The sequence below is a fragment of the Streptomyces griseocarneus genome, assembly GCF_014655595.1.
In the GTDB taxonomy this organism is placed as follows: Bacteria; Actinomycetota; Actinomycetes; order Streptomycetales; family Streptomycetaceae; genus Streptomyces; species Streptomyces griseocarneus.
Genome location: NZ_BNBL01000013.1, coordinates 1 through 18600, shown reverse-complemented (window position 1 = coordinate 18600; position 18600 = coordinate 1). Strand labels below are relative to the sequence as shown.

Annotated in this window: 15 protein-coding genes; 11 read left to right on the top strand and 4 right to left on the bottom strand. The window is 73.9% G+C overall.

What is annotated here, in order from left to right; all coding sequences use genetic code 11:
• Positions 1-95: 95 nt before the first annotated feature.
• Positions 96-617: a cysteine dioxygenase gene (locus IE295_RS27370; protein ID WP_190066443.1), complete on the bottom strand. Its 522-nt coding sequence runs from the start codon at positions 615-617 to the stop codon at positions 96-98.
• 773 nt (positions 618-1390) lie between these two features.
• On the opposite strand from IE295_RS27370, the gene IE295_RS27365 reads away from it, so the two are divergent.
• From IE295_RS27365 to IE295_RS27355, 3 genes are all read left to right on the top strand, one after another.
• A complete protein-coding gene (locus IE295_RS27365; protein WP_004952403.1) occupies positions 1391-1654 on the top strand; it encodes a WhiB family transcriptional regulator in 264 nt (87 codons plus the stop codon).
• 273 nt (positions 1655-1927) lie between these two features.
• The gene (locus tag IE295_RS27360; RefSeq protein WP_190066442.1) at positions 1928-5488 is read left to right on the top strand and encodes a glycosyltransferase family 2 protein; all 3561 of its coding nucleotides are present in this window, start codon (positions 1928-1930) and stop codon (positions 5486-5488) included.
• Positions 5485-7011 carry a DUF5719 family protein gene (locus IE295_RS27355; RefSeq protein ID WP_190066441.1) on the top strand — a complete coding sequence of 509 codons (1527 nt, stop codon included), beginning with the start codon at positions 5485-5487 and terminating at the stop codon, positions 7009-7011. Before IE295_RS27360 ends, IE295_RS27355 begins: the two co-directional genes overlap by 4 nt.
• A 27-nt stretch (positions 7012-7038) precedes the next feature.
• On the opposite strand, the gene IE295_RS27350 is transcribed toward IE295_RS27355, so the two are convergent.
• The gene (locus IE295_RS27350) at positions 7039-7512 is read right to left on the bottom strand and encodes a metallopeptidase family protein (protein WP_190066440.1); all 474 of its coding nucleotides are present in this window, start codon (positions 7510-7512) and stop codon (positions 7039-7041) included.
• A gap of 274 nt (positions 7513-7786) precedes the next feature.
• On the opposite strand from IE295_RS27350, the gene IE295_RS27345 reads away from it, so the two are divergent.
• The 6 genes from IE295_RS27345 (at position 7787) to IE295_RS27320 (ending at position 13556) form a co-directional block, all read left to right on the top strand.
• On the top strand, positions 7787-8212 hold the full coding sequence (locus IE295_RS27345) for a DUF3499 domain-containing protein (RefSeq protein ID WP_190066439.1): 426 nt from the start codon (positions 7787-7789) through the stop codon (positions 8210-8212).
• A 91-nt stretch (positions 8213-8303) separates the two neighbouring features.
• On the top strand, positions 8304-9668 hold the full coding sequence (locus tag IE295_RS27340; protein WP_190066438.1) for a phosphomannomutase/phosphoglucomutase: 1365 nt from the start codon (positions 8304-8306) through the stop codon (positions 9666-9668).
• Between the two features lie 98 nt (positions 9669-9766).
• A complete protein-coding gene (locus IE295_RS27335; RefSeq protein ID WP_190066437.1) occupies positions 9767-9952 on the top strand; it encodes a Trm112 family protein in 186 nt (61 codons plus the stop codon).
• Positions 9953-10022: 70 nt separating this feature from the next.
• Entirely contained in the window at positions 10023-11195 is a 1173-nt protein-coding gene (locus IE295_RS27330; RefSeq protein WP_190066436.1) for an SIS domain-containing protein, read from the top strand.
• A gap of 85 nt (positions 11196-11280) precedes the next feature.
• Positions 11281-12486 carry a mannose-6-phosphate isomerase, class I gene (gene manA / locus IE295_RS27325; RefSeq protein WP_190066435.1) on the top strand — a complete coding sequence of 402 codons (1206 nt, stop codon included), beginning with the start codon at positions 11281-11283 and terminating at the stop codon, positions 12484-12486.
• Between the two features lie 104 nt (positions 12487-12590).
• Entirely contained in the window at positions 12591-13556 is a 966-nt protein-coding gene (locus tag IE295_RS27320) for a cation diffusion facilitator family transporter (protein ID WP_190066434.1), read from the top strand.
• A 63-nt stretch (positions 13557-13619) separates the two neighbouring features.
• Here the strand turns inward: IE295_RS27320 and IE295_RS27315 are convergent, their stop codons facing one another.
• Positions 13620-15626, bottom strand: coding sequence for a fructose-specific PTS transporter subunit EIIC (locus IE295_RS27315; protein ID WP_190066433.1), 2007 nt, complete (start codon positions 15624-15626; stop codon positions 13620-13622).
• A 390-nt stretch (positions 15627-16016) separates the two neighbouring features.
• Between IE295_RS27315 and ahcY the strand changes: the two genes are divergently transcribed.
• Together ahcY and IE295_RS27305 are read left to right on the top strand one after the other, a co-directional pair.
• A complete protein-coding gene (gene ahcY, locus IE295_RS27310) occupies positions 16017-17471 on the top strand; it encodes an adenosylhomocysteinase (RefSeq protein ID WP_190066432.1) in 1455 nt (484 codons plus the stop codon).
• 159 nt (positions 17472-17630) lie between these two features.
• Positions 17631-18251 carry a hypothetical protein gene (locus IE295_RS27305; RefSeq protein WP_190066431.1) on the top strand — a complete coding sequence of 207 codons (621 nt, stop codon included), beginning with the start codon at positions 17631-17633 and terminating at the stop codon, positions 18249-18251.
• 138 nt (positions 18252-18389) lie between these two features.
• On the opposite strand, the gene IE295_RS33820 is transcribed toward IE295_RS27305, so the two are convergent.
• Positions 18390-18600, bottom strand: a 211-nt coding sequence (locus tag IE295_RS33820; protein ID WP_229923007.1) for a hypothetical protein, incomplete at its 5' end; no start/stop codon positions are given.

Genomic DNA, 18600 nt, shown 5'->3' with positions numbered 1-18600 from the left:
AGTCTGTCAGCAGAGGAACACGCGCTTGAAGAAGGGCGGCCCTGCGACGGGTCCTGCGACGGGTCCGCGCCAGCCCCCGGCCCCTGCGACGGGCCTTACGACGCCGCGACCGGGGAGGCGGAGGCGGCGGGCCGCTCCTGCGCGGCGCAGTGCGCCTGCCGCGCCGGGTGCATCGGCATCTCCGTGAGCCCGGGGAAGTACACGTGCAGGCTCACCGCCGGCTCGAGCGAGTCGTTGACGACCTCGTGGGCGTAGCCGGGCGCGAAGACCCGCTGCGCCCCGGCCTCCAGCACGCGGTGCGTGTCGCCGGAACGCTCCGACAGCTCGCCCTGCAGCACGGTCATCACCCCGGAGGAGGGGCCGTGGTCGTGCGGCCCGCTGCCCTGGCCGGGCACCCAGCTGAGCAGCCAGACCTCGTACCCGGGGCCGGTGCGCAGCCGGTGGTACCAGCGGCTCGTGGCGTCGTAGCGCACCAGCGGGGCCCAGGAGGCGGCGTCGGCGGCGATGGTGCGGGCGAGGCCGGCGAACTCGGCGACGGTGGCGGGGTGGGCGGCGGGCGGCGGCATGAGGTGCGGGAGGGCGAGCGGGTCGCCGGCGATCTGGACGTCGCTGTTCATGTGCGGGATTCCTCGACGGATGTGCTGTGCGGCGGCACGAGGTCGGACGATCGGACGATCAGGCTGGTGGCGTCGGTGCTGCGCGGCGATGTTGCACCCGATGGGGTGCGGGCCGGGAGCGTGACGACGACGGCGGAACCGGCGACAGGGATCACCGGTAGGCCGGAGCGATCAGAGAGAGCCCAAGGGGCTCGGAAAGATCAGCTGGAGCGAAGGCGAGCAGGCATCAACAGCTGGAACAGCGACAGCGCGCGTGCACGGCACAGCGGGACCCGTAGGCACGGGTCAGGCTGAGGGTCCCCGGGGCGGTGGCCAGGGGGAGTGCAGAGGTCGCTGGCATGCGAACAAGGAGACCGGCTCGACCGCCCGCCTGTCAACCGCATGTCCGTTTTGGTGGCTTCTTTCACTCGTGCGGTTACAGAGTGAGGTCAAAGGTTTGTGTTGCGGTGTGTGCGGACAGTCGGGCGGCAGGGGGAGTCGTAAACATCGTTCCGTGCCCCGTTGGGACGGTCCTGCAACGGCTCCGCCGCGTGCCGCGTCCTCTTCATATAAGTGGGGAGGACGGGACGCTTGTGACGACTGAGGGAAGTGTCCACTCTTGTGGTGGTTTGGCAACTTTCCGCTCAGCCTTGGTTCCGCAGAGTGAATAAGGGGCTCAATAGCAGATCCCGGCTTGACTGGCCCGGATCGGCGCACTTGTAATTTCACTCGTGTCGTTCTGCCGCACCTGACGCGCGGCAGCACACGGGGACGCAATCAGACGAGGGGCGCACATGACCGAGCTGTTCCAGCAACTGCTGGTCGAGGAGGCGGACGAGGAGCTCGGCTGGCAGGAGCGCGCGTTGTGCGCTCAGACCGACCCCGAGTCCTTCTTCCCCGAAAAGGGCGGATCCACCCGCGAGGCCAAGAAGGTCTGCCTGGCGTGCGAAGTCCGCTCGGAATGCCTTGAATATGCCCTGGCCAACGACGAACGCTTCGGTATCTGGGGCGGCCTGTCGGAGCGTGAGCGCCGCCGCCTGAAGAAGGCCGCGGTCTGACGACCGACGTCGTGACCTGACGTGATGTCGTGTCCGAGGCAGCGCAAGGGGACTGAGGGCCCGTCCGCTCCACCCTCCACCGCCACCCGCTTGATACCGCACGGTCCGCCTCTCGCGCCCCGCAGGCGAGAGGCGGACCGCTGTGTTTCGCGGCAGAGGGTTTTACCACCACTAGGGTGAGCGCCCTCCGGAGTGGCGCCATCGCCCCGTCCGCGGCCGATACCCTCCCGGGGCCCGACGTCACCGCACTCCGAACCGGGGCCCGCACCTGCCATGTTCGACCCCACCATTCCCCCGGCGTTCCCCCGTCACGTCGTCACCGCCGTGCTCGTCGCCCACGACGGCGCCCGCTGGCTCCCCGACGCCCTCTCCGGCCTGCTCGGCCAGGAACGGCCGGTGCAGCACGCCGTGGCGGCCGACACCGGAAGCACCGACGACTCCCGCCGCCTGCTGGCCGACGCCCTCGGCGCCGACCGCGTCCTGCACCTCGCCCGCCGCTCCGGCTTCGGAACCGCCGTCGAGGAGGCGGTCCGCACCGCCCCCGAACACACCGCGGACGACCTTCCCTACCTCAGGCGCTCCAGCGGCTGGGACCCCGTCAGCCGCGGCTGGACCGAGGACGCCCCCGGCACCGACCGCGCCGACCTCGAACCCGTCCAGTGGCTGTGGCTGCTCCACGACGACTGCGCCCCCGAACCCACCGCCCTGCACGAACTGCTGCGCGTGGCCGAGGCCGAGCCGGACGCCGCCGTCATCGGCCCCAAGATCCGCGGCTGGTACGACCGCCGGCAGCTGCTCGAGGCCGGCGTCTCCATCGCCCGCAGCGGCCGCCGCTGGACCGGCCTGGAACGCCGCGAACAGGACCAGGGCCAGCACGACCGGGTACGGCGCGTCCTGTCGGTCTCCACGGCCGGCATGCTCGTCCGCCGCGACGTCTTCCGCCGGCTCGGCGGCTTCGACCCGCGCCTGCCGCTCATGCGCGACGACGTCGACCTGTGCTGGCGCGCCCACGCCGCCGGCCACAAGGTGCTCGTCGCCCCCGACGCCGTGCTGCGCCACGCCGAGGCCGCCGCCCGCGAGCGCCGCCCCGTCGACTGCGTCGGCCGCAGCAGGGTCAACCCGCACCGCGTCGACAAGGCGGGCTCCGTCTACGCCCTCCTCGCCAACACCCGCGGCCCGCTCCTGCCGTACGTCATGCTCCGGCTCGTCCTCGGCACCCTGCTGCGCGTCCTCGGCTACCTCGTCGGCAAGGCCCCCGGGCAGGCGCTCGACGAAGCCGCGGGGCTCGTCGGCGTGCTCCTGCGCCCCGGGCGCGTCCGCGCCGCCCGCAAGCGGCGCGCGCACGCGAAGGCCGCCCCGGACGCGCTGCGGCCGCTCTTCCCCCCGCCCGGCGCGACCGTCCGCGCGGCCGTCGAACAGCTCCTGAGCGACGTCGGCGGCAGGACGGACGACCGCCATCCCCCCACCGGCCGCCACGGCGCCGTCGAGTCCGGGCCCACCGGGGACGAGGCGGACTACCTGGAAGCCGAGCAGTTCGCCCGGCTCAAGCGCCTCGCGCGCAAGCCCGCCCCCGCCCTCTTCGCCCTCCTGCTGCTCGTCTCCGTCGTCGCCTGCCGCCACCTCTTCGGCGGCGGGGCGCTGTCCGGCGGGGCCCTGCTGCCCGCCCCCGCCCACGCCGCCGGCCTGTGGGCCGCGTACACCGGTGACTGGCACCCGGTGGGCGTGGGAACCACCGAGAGCGCACCGCCCTACCTCGCGATCCTCGCCGTCCTCGCGACGCTCGTCCCGGGCTCCGCCGACCTCGCCCTCACCCTCCTCCTGGTCTGCGCGGTCCCGCTCGCCGGCCTCGCCGCCTACCTCGCCGCCCGCCCGCTGACCGCCTCCCGCCCCCTGCGCGCCTGGGCGGCCGTGACCTACGCTCTCCTGCCCGCCGTCACCGGCGCCCTCGCCACGGGCCGCCTGGGCACCGCCGTGCTGGCCGTCCTGCTGCCGGTGACGGCCCGCGCGGCCGTCACCGCCTGGGGGCGGCCGCAGACCGCCGCCGCCCGGCGCGCGTGCTGGACGTACGCCCTGCTGCTGACCGTCACCACCGCCTTCACTCCCGTGGTGTGGCCCGTGGCCCTCGCCCTGGGCCTCGGCGCGCTGGCGCGGTGCCTGACGCGCGGCGGGACCGCGCCGGCCCGGGTGCTCGCCCCGCGCGTCCTGGCGGTGACCGCCACCCCGGTCCTCGTGCTCGCCCCCTGGTCGCTGGGGCTGTTCGCCCACCCCGGGCGCTTCCTGGCCGAGGCCGGGGTGCCGGACGACGGGCCCGGCGCGGCCTCGCCGCTGCGCCTGCTGACGGGCGACCCCGGGGGGCCCGGCACCTTCGGCGCGGTGCTGCTCGGCGGCCTCGTCCTGGCCGCGCTCGCCGCGCTGCTGCGCGAGGACCGGCGGCCCGCGATCCGTACCGCCTGGGCCGTGGCACCGGCCGGGCTGCTGTGCGCGGCGCTCGCGGGCGGCCGGGCCTGGCCGGGCCCCGCCACGCTCGTCTACTGCCTGGCCCTGATCGCGGCCGCCGTCCTCGGCGCCGAGGACGCCCGCGAGCGCCTCGCCGCGCACGGCTTCGGCTGGCGGCAGCCGCTCGCCGCCCTGATCGCCCTCGGCGCGGCGGCGGCGCCCGCGGCCGCCGCCCTGATGTGGACGGCCGCCGGGGCCGGCGGGCCGCTGCAGCGGCGCGATCCGGTGCAGGTGCCGGCGTTCGTCGCCGAGGAGGCCACCACCCGCGACCAGGCCCGCACCCTCGTCCTCGGCGGGCACGGCGACCGTGTCGCCTACACGCTCGTACGCGGCTCGGGCGCCCGCCTGGGCGACGCCGAACCGGCGGCAGCGGCAGGGCGCGACGCCCGCCTCGACTCCGTCGTCGCCCACCTCGTGGCGGGCTCCGGCGCCGACCAGGCGGACCGCCTCGGCGACTACGCCGTGGGCTATGTGCTCGTCCACGACGACGCGCCCGCGCTCGCGTCCCCCGGCGGCGGCCGCCGCGCGACGGCCCGCGTGCTGGACGCCACCCCCGGCCTGACCCGCCTCAGCCGGCAGGACCACCGCGCGCTGTGGCGGGTCGACCGGCAGGTCGCCCGCGTCACCGTCGTCGGCGGCGCCGCCGAGGCGCCGGAGAAGAGTGCCCCCGTGCCGGTCGCGGCGGGTCCCGTCGAGGCCAGGGCCACCGTCCCCGCCGGACCCGCCGGACGGGTGCTGCGCATCGCCGACCGGGCCGCCCCCGGCTGGCGGGCCACGCTCGACGGCCGCCCGCTCGAACGCCGCACGGTCGACGGCTGGGCACAGGGCTTCGCCCTGCCGGCCGGAGGCGGGCGGCTCGCCCTGGCCTACGAGCCGTCGGGCGCGCGCACGGCGTGGCTGTGGGTGCAGGGGCTGCTCGCGGCCGTGCTGGTCGTGCTCGCGCTGCCGGGGCGCCGGCGCCAGGTGGACGACGACCTGCCCGAGCGGGCGGCGGCCGTCGTGCCGGCGCAGGGCGGCGCGGGCGAGGGCCGCCGGGCGCGCAGGCTGCGGGCCGCGGCGGGGGCGGCGTCCGGGACCGCCCCGGCCGCCGCCGTCGCGGAGCGGGCCGAGCCCGTGCCCGTCGCCGATCCGTACGCCGCCGTGCCGCACCAGCAGTACCCCGAGTGGGACGCCGGCGCGGGCTACGAGCAGCCGTACCGCGACGACGGCTACGGCACGGCCGCGGGCGCCCGGCCCGGACACCACGACCACGAGCGGCACGAGCAGGACGGGCGGCCCGGGCCCCACGCGGGCGGCGCCTACGACCCGTACGGCCATGACGGGAGCGAGCAGCGGTGAAGCACACCACCTTGTCCTTGTTCGCCGCGACGGCCGCGCTCGCCGTCGTCACGGGTGTGGCCGCCCTCAACCCGCCGTCCGACGGCGCCGGCACGGGTGCCGGGACGGGTTCCTCGCGCCTGCCCGTCCAGCGGTCCACCCTGCTGTGCCCGGCCCCGGTGAGCTCCGACGCGAGCGAGACGACGTATGCCGCGTTCACGCCCCCGGGCACGGACGGGCCGCGGACGTCCCCGGCGGACCTGCTGCCGGCGGCGGGCCCGGCGCGGGCAGACGCCGTGAAGGAGACGCGCAAGGACGCCAGGCGCCAGGGCGCGAGCGGGCGGGACGCCGGCCGCCCCGTCCTCTCCCTGCGGGAGCCCGGCCGGCCCGTCACCGTCACCACGGACCGCGCCGACGCCCCCGCCCTCCTCGGCACGGCCGACGGGGCGCTCGCCCCCGGCTGGACCGCCCAGCAGACCACGACCGTCGCCTCGGGCGGCGGGCGCGGACTGCACGGCGTGGCCTGCGCGGCGCCCGACACCTCCTTCTGGTTCCCCGGCGCGAGCACGGCCAAGGGCCGCCAGGACTATGTGCACCTCACCAATCCGGACAGCGCGGCGGCCGTCGTCGACCTGGAGCTCTACGGCAGGGACGGCCGGATCGGCACCCCCGCCGAGGACGGCGTCAACGTCCCGCCCCGCTCGACCGTTCCGGTGCTGCTGTCGTCGCTGACGGACGCCGCCCACGAGAGCCTCACCCTGCACGTGGCCGCCCGCTCCGGGCGGGTCGGCGCGGCGGTGCGCACGACGGACGACGCGCTGGGCGGCGACTGGCTGCCGCCGTCCGCCGACGCGTCACCGGCCGTGGTGCTGCCGGGCATTCCGGCCGACGCCACGTCCGTACGGCTCGTCGCGTTCGCGCCGGGCAGCCGGGACGCCGACCTCCGGCTGAGACTGGCCGGTCCCGACGGCCCGATCACCCCGGCGGGGCACGAGTCGCTGCACCTGCGAAGCGGCATGACCGAGGCCGTGGACCTGGGCGACGTCACCAGGGGCGAGGCGGGCTCCCTGCTGCTGACCGCCGAGCGCGGCAGCGCCCCGGTCGTCGCCGCGCTGCGCGTCACGCGCGGCAAGGGGGAGGGTCGGGAGACGGCGTTCATCCCGGCCACGCCCGCCGTCGGCGCGCGCGCCACCGTCGCCGACAACCGCCTCCAGGGCGGCGTCCTGTCGCTCACCGCCCCAAGGGAGGCGGCCCGGGTGCGGGTGACGGCGTCGGCGGGCAGCGGGGGAGGCGCCCCGGTCAGCCGGATCTACACCGTCGGGGCGGGCAGCACGCTGGCGGTGGAGCCGCCGCGGCCGCGCGGCGGCAAGGGCGTGTACGCGCTGACGGTGGAGAAGGTCTCCGGCGGGCCGGTGCACGCCTCGCGGATGCTGGCGCTGCCGCGGGACGGCGTGCCGATGTTCACGATCCAGCCGGTCGCGGACGACCGCTCCACGGTGGTGGTGCCGGAGGTGGAGCAGGACCTGTCGGTGCTGAACGACTGACCGGACGGCCGGCGGGCGCGGCGGCCGTCAGTCCTGCCCGTAGCGCGGGTCCACCGACTCGGGGGCGAGCCCGAGGAGTTCGGCGACCTGCTCGACCACGACCTCGTGCACGAGCAGCGCCCGCTCGTCACGCGTCTTGGTGCGGATCTCCACCGGACGGCGGTAGACGATGATCCGGTCGGGTACGTCCCCGCGGGCGGCGACGTACCGGCCGAGCGGGACGGAGTCGCCGTCGAGGAGGTCCAGGAGGGCGGACCCCTCCGGGCCGCCGCCCCCGGTGGTGACGGGCACCTCGAGCACCAGGAACTCCACCGCCGACAGCTGTGGCCAGCGCCGTTCCAGCCGTTCGGCGGAATCCTGGACGAGGTCGACGAACGCCTCGGCCCGGCTGACCGACAACGGCACCTGTGGGGGCGCGATCGGTCCGCGCATGCCACGTCCATGGCGGTCGCGGTGGCGCGGTCGCGGTCCGTTCGGTCGGGGTGATACGGGGTTGTCCATCACTTCCGAGGGTATCCGCCGGGCGGGCGTACGCACGCGGGAGTCGCCCATCTCATGGCATGTCGCCCGATGAGCGTTCCGGCCATCTATGCGATCAATTAAGGCCACCTCCGGGATAGGCGCTCGCATGCCGAATGACACTATGTGCACCTGGTGGTGACAGATTTCTCGTCGCCGGACGCCCCTGAGTTCCGGCCCCCGTGCGGGCCAACCAGGCCCTTCGGCAACGGCGTCCACAGGACGAACCGGGACGACACGGAGGGGTGAGCCGGGGGTGAGTCGTCGCGGCCCGCTCAAGAGTGCGGTACCGTCCCACCTCGTGAGCCCTGTACGTCGCTGTTCGCGCACCGCGTGCGGCCGCCCGGCCGTCGCGACGCTGACGTACGTCTACGCCGATTCGACCGCCGTCCTCGGCCCGCTCGCCACCTACGCCGAGCCCCACTGCTACGACCTGTGCGCCGAGCACTCCGAGCGGCTGACCGCCCCCCGGGGCTGGGAAGTCGTCCGTCTCGCCGTGGACACCGGCCCCAGCCGCCCCAGCGGTGACGACCTCGAGGCCCTGGCCAACGCCGTGCGCGAGGCCGCCCGCCCCCAGGAGCGCCACACCGCCCCGCCCGTCGCGCCCAGCGGCCGCGGGGCCGACCCCATGGAGGTCGCCCGCCGAGGCCACCTCAGGGTCCTGCGTTCCCCCGACTCCTGACGGGCCGTACGTCCGTACGGCCCTCGGCACGGTCGGCGGCACCGGTTGCGACAGGTAGGTTTGTTGTCCCGTACCGGCACTCCAGGAGGGGATGGCTGTGGCTGATCTGTCGCAGATCGTGAAGGCGTACGACGTGCGCGGCGTCGTGCCCGACCAGTGGGACGAGCCGCTGGCCGAGCTGTTCGGTGCCGCCTTCGCGCAGGTCACCGACGCGAGCGCGATCGTGGTCGGTCACGACATGCGCCCCTCCTCGCCCGGCCTGTCCCGCGCCTTCGCGCGCGGCGCGGCGGCCCGCGGCGTGGACGTCACCGAGATCGGCCTCTGCTCCACCGACCAGCTCTACTTCGCCAGCGGCCAACTCGGCCTGCCCGGCGCGATGTTCACGGCCTCGCACAACCCGGCCCAGTACAACGGCATCAAGCTGTGCCGCGCCGGCGCCGCCCCCGTCGGCCAGGACACCGGGCTGACCGAGATCCGCACGCTCGTGGAGGGCTGGTCCGAGACCGGCGCCCCCGAGCCCGCCGCCGCCCCCGGCGAGATCACCCGGCAGGACGTCCTCGCGGACTACGCCGCGCACCTGCGCTCCCTGGTCGACCTCACCCGGATCCGGCCCCTGAAGGTCGTCGTCGACGCGGGCAACGGCATGGGCGGCCACACCGTCCCCACCGTCTTCGACGGGCTGCCCCTCGACCTCGTCCCCCTGTACTTCGAGCTCGACGGCACCTTCCCCAACCACGAGGCCAACCCGCTCGACCCCAAGAACCTCGTCGACCTGCAGGCCAAGGTCCGCGAGACGGGCGCCGACATCGGCCTCGCCTTCGACGGCGACGCCGACCGCTGCTTCGCCGTCGACGAGCGCGGCGAGCCCGTCTCCCCCTCCGCGATCACCGCCCTGGTCGCCGCCCGCGAGCTGGCCAAGCACCCCGGCGGCACGATCATCCACAACCTCATCACCTCCTGGTCGGTGCCCGAGGTCGTCGGGGAGCACGGCGGCAAGGCCGTCCGTACGCGCGTGGGGCACTCCTTCATCAAGCAGGAGATGGCCCGCACCGGCGCGATCTTCGGCGGCGAGCACTCCGCGCACTACTACTTCCGCGACTTCTGGAACGCCGACACCGGCATGCTCGCGGCCCTGCACGTGCTGGCGGCCCTCGGCGGCCAGGACGGCCCGCTGTCCGAGCTCGTACGCCAGTACGACCGCTACGCCGCCTCCGGCGAGATCAACTCCACCGTCGCCGACCAGGCCGGCCGCGCCGCCGCCGTCAAGGCCGCCTACGAGGGCCTCGAGGGCGCCACCCTGGACGAGCTCGACGGCCTGACCGTGACCACCGCCGACTGGTGGTTCAACCTCCGCGCCTCCAACACCGAGCCCCTCCTGAGGCTGAACGTGGAGGCCCGCGACGAGGCGACGGTGACCCGGGTGAGGGACGAGGTCCTGGCGATCGTGCGGGCGTGAACCGCCCGCCCGGCGGGCCCCGCACGTCCGTCCCGGTCCAGCCGGGTACGTGGCTTACGCTGACCACAAAGAAGCCGTTCATCCCGAAGGGAACCCCCATGCCGCTCGAAGCCGGCCTCCTGGAGATCCTCGCCTGCCCGGCGTGCCACGCCCCCCTCCGCGAGGAGAACGCCACCGAGGAGACCCCCGAGCTGGTGTGCGAGGGCGCGAGCTGCGGCCTGGCCTACCCCGTCCGCGACGACATCCCCGTCCTGCTCGTGGACGAGGCCCGCCGCCCCGCCTGACCCGCCCCGGCCTGCCCGCACGCGGCGGCAGGCTTCCCCGTACCCCACGGCGACCGGAGGCTGATCCCCGTTGTTCGACGAGTCACTCCTCGATAACCCCGACGGCCTCTCCCGCGCCGACCTGCACGGCCTGCTCCGGGGCGCCGCCGAATCCGGCGCCCGGGTGCGCACGGCCCTCCGCAACGCGGCCGAGGCGGGCGTGGACACGCTGAGCCCCGACGGCCGCCCGCGCACCGTCCTGGTCGCCGGCCCCGGCCCCGCCGCCGGCTCCACCGCCGACCTGCTCAGCGCCCTCGCCGGCGACGCCTGCCCCGTCACCCTGATCCGTCCGTCCGGCGTCGCCCCGGCCCCCGGCGCCCTGCGCTGGACCCTGCCGGGCTGGACGGGCCCGCTCGACCTCCTGCTCGTCGCCAGTCCGGACGGCACGGAACCGGGCCTCGCCCTCCTCCTCGAGCAGGCCTACCGCCGCGGCTGCTCCGTCGTCACCGTCGCCCCCGCCGGCTCCCCGCTGGCCGAGGCCACCGTCCAGGCCCGGGGCCTCGCGGTCCCGCTGACCAGCACCCCCTACGAGACCACGATGGCGGGCGGCGAGGGCGGCGGCATGCTGGGCGACGTCTCCGACGCCGTCCTGCCCACCGGCCCCGGGACCCTGTGGTCGCTGATCACCCCGCTGCTCGCCCTCGGCGACCGCGTCGGCCTCCTCGAGGCCCCGCACGCGGCCCTCGAATCGCTCGCCGACCGCCTCGACCAGGTCGCCGAACGCTGCGGGCCCGCCATCGCCACCTACAGCAACCCCGCCAAGACCCTCGCCGCCGAGCTGGCCGGCACCGTCCCGCTGATCTGGACCGAGGGCGACCTCGCCGTCGCGGCCGGCCGTCGCTTCGCGACCGTCCTGGCCGCCCTCGCCGGCCTCCCGGCGCTCGCCGCCGAGCTCCCCGAGGCGCTCACCGCGCACGGCACCCTCCTCGCGGGCGCCTTCGCCGCCGGCGCCGACCCCGAGGACTTCTTCCGCGACCGCGTGGAGGAGCCCGAGGCGCTGCACGCCCGCGTCGTCCTGCTGCGCGAACGGGAACCCGAGGTCACCTCGCCCGCCCCCGCCGCCCGCGAGCTGGCCCTGCACCGCGACACCCCCGTCAGCGAGCTCGAGGCGACCGAGGGCAGCAGCCCCCTGGAGATCGCCGCGGAGTTCCTGGCCATCACCGATTTCGCCGCCGTCTACCTGGCGCTCGCCTCGAGCCCGTAGAACAGGCCCCGTCCCAGCCCGTACGAGTCCAGCGCGCGCAGTAACAGGCCGACCCGAGACTTCGCACCAACAGTCAGGAACGCCCATGGACCGCCTCGTCAACCCCGTGCGCCCCTACGCGTGGGGCTCCACCACCGCGATCCCCGAGCTTCTCGGCACCCCGCCCACCGGCGAGCCCCAGGCGGAGCTGTGGATGGGCGCCCACCCCGCGGCTCCCTCCCGCGTCGACCGCGGCGCCGGCCCGGTCGCGCTCGGCGACGTCATCGCCGCCGACCCCGAGGGCGAGCTCGGCGCCGCGACCGCGCAACGCTTCGGCCCCGGGCTGCCCTTCCTGCTCAAACTCCTCGCCGCGGCCGACCCCCTGTCCCTGCAGGTCCACCCCGACCTCGGGCAGGCCACCGCCGGCTTCGCCGAGGAGGAGGCCCGCGGCGTCCCCCGCGACGCCGCGCACCGCAACTACAAGGACGCCAACCACAAGCCCGAGCTCATCTGCGCCCTGACCCCCTTCGACGGCCTGTGCGGCTTCCGCGCCCCCGACGCCACCGCCGAACTCCTCGCCGCCCTCGGCGTCGACTCCCTCAAGCCGTACGCCGACCTCCTGCACGCCCACCCCGAGAGCGCCGCCCTGCGCGAGATGCTCACCGCCGTGCTGAGCGCCGAACGCACCGCCATGGCCGAGACGGTCACCGCGGCCGCCCACGCCGCCGAGCGCCTCGCCGCCGGCGACCACCCGCACCGCGCCGCGTACGCCGCCTACGCCTCCATCGCCCGGCACTACCCCGGCGACCCCGGCGTCATCGCCGCCATGCTCCTCAACCACGTACGCCTCCAGCCCGGCGAGGCCCTCTACCTCGGCGCCGGAGTGCCGCACGCCTACCTCGAGGGCCTCGGCGTCGAGATCATGGCCAACTCCGACAACGTCCTGCGCTGCGGCCTGACCCCCAAGCACGTCGACGTCCCCGAACTGCTGCGCGTCGTCCGCTTCGAGGCCACCGAGCCCCGCGTCCTGCGCCCGGAGGCGGACCCCGACGGCGCGGAGGTGTACGAGACGCCCGTCGAGGAGTTCCGCCTCTCGCGCTACGCCCTGGCCGCCGGCTCCGAGCCCCACCGGCTCGACGCCCGGACGCCGCAGATCCTGCTCTGCGTCGCCGGCCGGGCCCGCCTGCGCGGCGAGGACGGCACCGAACTGACCCTCGGACGCGGCGAGTCCGCCTACGTCCGGGCGGGGGAGCGGGTGACGGCGGACGGCGAGGGCGCGCTCTTCCGCGCCTCGGTCCCCGCGCCGCGATGACCGCCTGCCCGGATCCTCCTGCGACAATGACCGGCCGTAACCGGTAAAGGAAAAGCAAAGCAGGCGACCGCAGTCGCGGGGTCGCGGAAGGGAAGTCCCGCACCATGAGTGCATCAGGCGGAACCAAGGCCATCGTCGCCGCGCTGGGAGCCAACCTGGCCATCGCGGCGGCGAAGTTCGTCGCCTTCGCGTTCAGCGGCTCGTCGTCGATGCTCGCCGAGGGCGTGCACTCGGTCGCCGACTCCGGCAACCAGGCACTGCTGCTGCTCGGCGGCAAGAAGGCCCGGCGCAAGGCGAGCGAGGAGCACCCGTTCGGCTACGGCCGCGAGCGCTACATCTACGGCTTCCTCGTCTCCATCGTGCTGTTCACCATCGGCGGCGTCTTCGCCCTCTACGAGGGCTACGAGAAGATCGTGGAGCCGCACGAGCTCGACAACTGGTACTGGCCGATCGGGGTCCTCGTCTTCGCGATCATCGCCGAGGGCTTCTCCTTCCGCACGGCCATCAGGGAGTCCAACGAGCTGCGCGGCGAGCAGAGCTGGGGCTCCTTCATCCGCACGGCGAAGGCGCCCGAGCTGCCGGTGGTCCTGCTGGAGGACTTCGGCGCGCTCGTCGGCCTCGTGCTCGCCCTCGGCGGCGTCGGCCTCACCCTCGTGACGGGCGACGGCATCTGGGACGGCATCGGCACGATGTGCATCGGCGCGCTGCTCGTCCTGATCGCGCTGGTGCTGGCGGCCGAGACGAAGTCGCTGCTCCTGGGCGAGGCCGCCGGACCCGAGCAGGTGGCGAGGATCCGCGCCGCCGCCGTCGACGGCGAGACCGTCATCAGCGTCATCCACATGCGCACCCTCCACCTGGGCCCGGAGGAACTGCTGGTCGCCGCGAAGGTCGCGGTCCGGCACGACGACACCGCCGCCCAGGTCGCCCGCGCGATCGACGAGGCGGAAGCCCGCATCCGCGCCGCCGTCCCGATCGCCCGCGTCATCTACCTCGAGCCCGACATCTACAGCGAGGCGGCGGCCGCGGCGGGCGAGGACCCCTCGGCGACACCGGGCGGCACGGGGGCCTGAGCACGAGCCGGGCGGGGGCCGGCAGGGGGCGGGTCCCATGCGGCCGGCCGCCCCCGTCCGGCCTCAGGCCACCTCCTCCAGCACCCGCAGGACGGCCTCCACATCCGGGGCGGCCAGCAACCGCCCCCGGAAGTCCGCGTCCAGCAGCTTGCGCGCCAGCAGCGCCAGAATCCGCAGGTGCTCCTCCCCGGCCGCCGCCTCCGGCACCGCGATCATGAACACGAGCCGGGCCCTCGTCCCGTCCAGCGCCCCCCACTCGATCCCTTCGGCCGAGCGGGCGAAGGCGACGACCGGCTCCGTCACCGCGTCCGTCTTCGCATGCGGGATCGCGATCTCCTCGCCCAGGCCGGTCGTGCCCAGCTCCTCCCGGGCGAGGACGGCCCCGACGACGCCCTCGACGTCCGTCACCTTGCCGGAGGCCGCCAGCAGTCCGGCCATCTCCCGGATCGCCTCCTCCTTCCGGCCCGCCGCCAGCTCCTGCCGCACGGTCCGCCCGTCGAGGTAGCCGGAGAGCGCGCCGGGCGGACCCGCGGCCGGTGCGCCCTGCGCGCCCCCGGGCGGCCGTGCCCCCGCCGCGGGGCGCGGCACCGGCAGCGGCGCGGGGACGGCCGGCGCGCCCAGCGCCATGAGCGTGACGGTCGTCAGCGCGGTCACGACCATGCCGATCGCGATGGCGGTCAGGTACATCGGCACCCCGCCGACCGCCCCCAGCACCGCCACGATCGGCCCGCCGTGCGGCACGCTGTCGGTGACCTCCGCGAGTCCCGCGATGGCACCCGCCACCGCGCCGCCCGCCATGTTCGCCGGGATCACCCGGGCCGGCCGCGCGGCGGCGAACGGAATCGCGCCTTCCGTAATGCCGAAGAACCCCATGAACAGCGCGGCCAGCCCCGTCTCCCGCTCCTGATCGCTGAACATCCCGCGGCGCAGCACCGTGGCCAGCCCCTGCCCCAGCGGCGGCACCGGAATGGCGGCCGCGCACATGCCCATGATCTCCGGGTTCCGGGAGACCAGCCCCGCACCGAAGAGGAACGCCGTCTTGTTGACGGGGCCGCCCATGTCGAACGCGATCATCAGGCCCAGCACCACGCCCAGCCCCGCCGAGCTCGCCCCGGTCAGCCCGCTGAGCCAGTCGGTGAGGTGCTCGAAGACCCAGGCGATGGGACGGCCGAGGACGTAGATGAAGAAGAGCCCCACGACCGAGGTCGCCAGGACCGGGATCACGATGATCGGCATGACCGGCCGGACGAACTTCGGCACCCGGACCCGCTTGATCCACAGGACCACGTACCCGGCCAGGAAGCCCGTCACGATCGCTCCGATGAAGCCCGCCCCCGACTCGGAGTCGTAGAGCGCGCCCGTATTGGCGATCCACCCGCCGATCATGCCGGGGACGAGGGCGGGGCGGTCGGCGATGGCGTACGCGATGTAGCCGGAGAGGACCGGGATCATCAACTTGAAGCCGATGTCCCCGATGTCGAAGACGTGCTTCCAGAACGACCCCTCGGGAATCACCAGCCCGCCGTCCGGCTGCGGATGCCCGCCCAGCGCGAGCGACACCGCGATCAGCAGCCCGCCGACCACGACGAACGGGATCATGTACGAGACGCCGTTCATCAGCGCCCGGTAGACGACGCCACGCCCGCCCCCGCCCCCGCGCCCCTCGCCGCCGCCCACGACGGCACCCCCGGCACCGGCCCCGCCCCCGACCTCGTACACCGGCGCGTCCCGCACCCGCTCGATCAACTGCTCGGGGTGGTGGATCCCCTCGGCCACGCCCACCGACAGCACCCGCTTGCCGGCGAAACGGCTCCGGTCGACGTCCTTGTCGGCGGCGATGATGACCCCGTCGGCCTGCCGGACCTCGGCGTCGGACAGGACGTTCTCGGCCCCGATCGAGCCCTGCGTCTCGACCTTGATGTCATGGCCGAGCGCCTCCGCGGCCTGCACGAGCTTCTCCGCCGCCATGTACGTGTGGGCGATGCCGGTGGGGCAGGCGGTGACCGCGAGCAGCTTGAGCCGCCGTCCGCTCGACGCCGGGCGCACGGGGGGATCGGCCGAGGGCGTCACACGATTCTCCTCACCACTGGTCTCCTCACCACTGGCTCACCAGGGGCCGTCCACTGGCGGTCGTCCACTGTTCGCGCGCATTGATCGTCCACGTATCCTGCAACCGCATCCTGCATCAGACGAAGGGCTCGCGGGCGGGTACGACGGGGCCGAACGGAGGCCAAGGGGGCTGGGGTTCGCCGCACCGCCCGGTGTAGATTCGTGCCCAGAAGCCAGACGTCGCTGCTGATGGCGGTCGGGCGGCCCGCACGACGGACCGGCCGAGGGAGAGAGGGCCTCCGACGGACTGAGCTGCGGCCAGGGGATCAGTGCGGACCGAGCCGTGTCCGCGCCGGCCGGCCGCGTGCACAGCCGTACCCACTCCCGCTCGCCCCTAGAGGAGCAGCCCGTATGACTACCACTACCGGCCAGGACTTCAAGGTCGCGGACCTGTCGCTGGCGGCCTTCGGTCGTAAGGAGATCACCCTCGCCGAGCACGAGATGCCCGGCCTGATGGCGATCCGCAAGGAGTACGCGGAGGCGCAGCCGCTCGCCGGCGCCCGCATCACCGGCTCGCTGCACATGACCGTGCAGACGGCCGTCCTGATCGAGACCCTCGTGGCCCTCGGCGCCCAGGTGCGCTGGGCGTCCTGCAACATCTTCTCGACCCAGGACCACGCGGCCGCCGCCATCGCGGTGGGCCCCGACGGCACCCCCGAGGACCCGCAGGGCGTGCCCGTCTTCGCCTGGAAGGGCGAGACGCTGGAGGAGTACTGGTGGTGCACGGAGCAGGCGCTGACCTGGCCGAACACCGCCACCGGCGGTCCGAACATGATCCTGGACGACGGTGGTGACGCCACCCTCCTCGTCCACAAGGGCGTGGAGTTCGAGAAGGCGGGCGCCGCCCCGGACCCGGCCACGGCCGACAGCGAGGAGTACGCCCAGATCCTCACCCTCCTCAACCGCACGCTCACCGAGAACCCGCAGAAGTGGACGCAGCTGGCGTCGGAGATCCGCGGCGTCACCGAGGAGACCACCACCGGCGTCCACCGCCTGTACGAGATGCAGCACACCGGCACGCTGCTCTTCCCCGCCATCAACGTCAATGACGCGGTCACCAAGTCGAAGTTCGACAACAAGTACGGCTGCCGCCACTCCCTCATCGACGGCATCAACCGCGCCACCGACGTCCTGATCGGCGGCAAGGTCGCCGTCGTCTGCGGCTACGGCGACGTGGGCAAGGGCTGCGCCGAGTCGCTGCGCGGCCAGGGCGCCCGCGTGATCGTCACCGAGATCGACCCGATCAACGCCCTCCAGGCGGCCATGGACGGCTACCAGGTCACCACCCTGGACGAGGTCGTCGAGATCGCCGACATCTTCGTCACCACGACGGGCAACAAGGACATCATCATGGCCTCCGACATGGCCAAGATGAAGCACCAGGCGATCGTCGGGAACATCGGTCACTTCGACAACGAGATCGACATGGCCGGCCTGGCCAAGATCCCCGGCATCGTCAAGGACGAGGTCAAGCCCCAGGTCCACACCTGGACCTTCCCCGACGGCAAGGTCCTGATCGTGCTGTCCGAGGGCCGCCTGCTCAACCTCGGCAACGCCACCGGCCACCCGTCGTTCGTGATGTCGAACTCCTTCGCGGACCAGACCCTGGCCCAGATCGAGCTCTTCACCAAGCCGGAGTCCTACCCGACCGACGTCTACGTCCTGCCCAAGCACCTGGACGAGAAGGTCGCCCGCCTCCACCTCGACGCCCTCGGCGTCAAGCTGACCGTGCTCCGCCCGGAGCAGGCGGCGTACATCGGCGTCCCGGTCGAGGGCCCGTACAAGCCCGACCACTACCGCTACTGATCCGGCCGCCCGGGCTGCTCCGAATGCTCGTGAGGCCACCGAGACGGCTGCCGCCGGCCCGAGTGACTTCCTGAGTAACTTGTAGAGCCCCAGTAACCGGTGGAACAGGCCCCCGCCCGCACGGCGGGGGCCTGTCCCGTTCGCGTCAAGGACCCCGCCATGCCCCGTGGCCGCTACTCGCTCCACGACCCCCACGATCACTCCCCCCTCGGCAACGAGCACTTCCACTGCGCCACCGGCCCCTCCGGCTGGCGCTACGTCTCGCAGCTGACCGGTCCCTCCGGCACCCCCGCAGGCTCGGTCGACCTCGCCATCGACGACCTCGGCCGCCCCATCCGCCTCCAGCTCCAGCGATCGGACTGGCAGGTGCGCGGCGCGGCGATCGACGGCATGACATGGGTGCGCACCGACCCGACCGGCGAGCACGCGACGGAAGGCAACGTCCGCGCACACGCCTTCACCGGCGCTTCCCCCGCGTTCTACGTGGCCATCGCCCGTCTCCTCCGGCTGTCCCCCGGCGACGAGGCCGTTCGAATCCGCCTCGTCTCCTTCACCGCGCCCGTCCTCGCCCCCCGCACGCTCGACCAGTCCTGGGCCTTGGTCGCCAGGACAGCACACGCCACTGACAACGACCCGCTGGAAGTGGACGAGTACCAGGTCAGCGAGCTGGACACGGGGGAGCAGTACGCCGTTCACCTGGCCGGCGACGTGGTGCTCTCGGCCCCCGGCATCGAGCTCGAGGACCTCGAGAGCCCGCCGTCGTCCTTCGGGGCCTCCTGAACCTGGTACTGTTCTCTTCGCCTCGCAAAGACCGTTGACACGGGATGCGCGGGGAGGTAGATTCGAACGGTTGCGACGAGGTGGACCCAGTCCCCTGCAACGGTTAGTATCTGACCAGCTTCGGCCAGTGAAGACAATTCAACGGCGAAGCACTTCGACTCCCTCTGGAATCGGAAAGCCGATGTGAATCGGCCGGAACGGTTTCTGATAAAGTCGGAAACCCCGCCAACGGGGACCGGAAACGGAATTCAGACCGACTGCTTCGATTGAGAAGCGGAAGGAACTGGAAAACGGATCTGGTAAGGTTGGAAACAACGAAGGGAAGCGCCCGGAGGAAAGCCCGAGAGGG

Coding starts and splice junctions, on each gene's coding strand:
- IE295_RS27360 (WP_190066442.1), top strand. CDS start 1,928: ATGTTCGACCCCACCATTCCCCCGGCGTTCCCCCGTCACGTCGTCACC.
- IE295_RS27335 (WP_190066437.1), top strand. CDS start 9,767: ATGCCGCTCGAAGCCGGCCTCCTGGAGATCCTCGCCTGCCCGGCGTGC.
- IE295_RS27305 (WP_190066431.1), top strand. CDS start 17,631: ATGCCCCGTGGCCGCTACTCGCTCCACGACCCCCACGATCACTCCCCC.
- ahcY (WP_190066432.1), top strand. CDS start 16,017: ATGACTACCACTACCGGCCAGGACTTCAAGGTCGCGGACCTGTCGCTG.
- IE295_RS27365 (WP_004952403.1), top strand. CDS start 1,391: ATGACCGAGCTGTTCCAGCAACTGCTGGTCGAGGAGGCGGACGAGGAG.
- IE295_RS27370 (WP_190066443.1), bottom strand. CDS start 617: ATGAACAGCGACGTCCAGATCGCCGGCGACCCGCTCGCCCTCCCGCAC.
- IE295_RS27350 (WP_190066440.1), bottom strand. CDS start 7,512: ATGGACAACCCCGTATCACCCCGACCGAACGGACCGCGACCGCGCCAC.
- IE295_RS27340 (WP_190066438.1), top strand. CDS start 8,304: ATGGCTGTGGCTGATCTGTCGCAGATCGTGAAGGCGTACGACGTGCGC.
- manA (WP_190066435.1), top strand. CDS start 11,281: ATGGACCGCCTCGTCAACCCCGTGCGCCCCTACGCGTGGGGCTCCACC.
- IE295_RS27320 (WP_190066434.1), top strand. CDS start 12,591: ATGAGTGCATCAGGCGGAACCAAGGCCATCGTCGCCGCGCTGGGAGCC.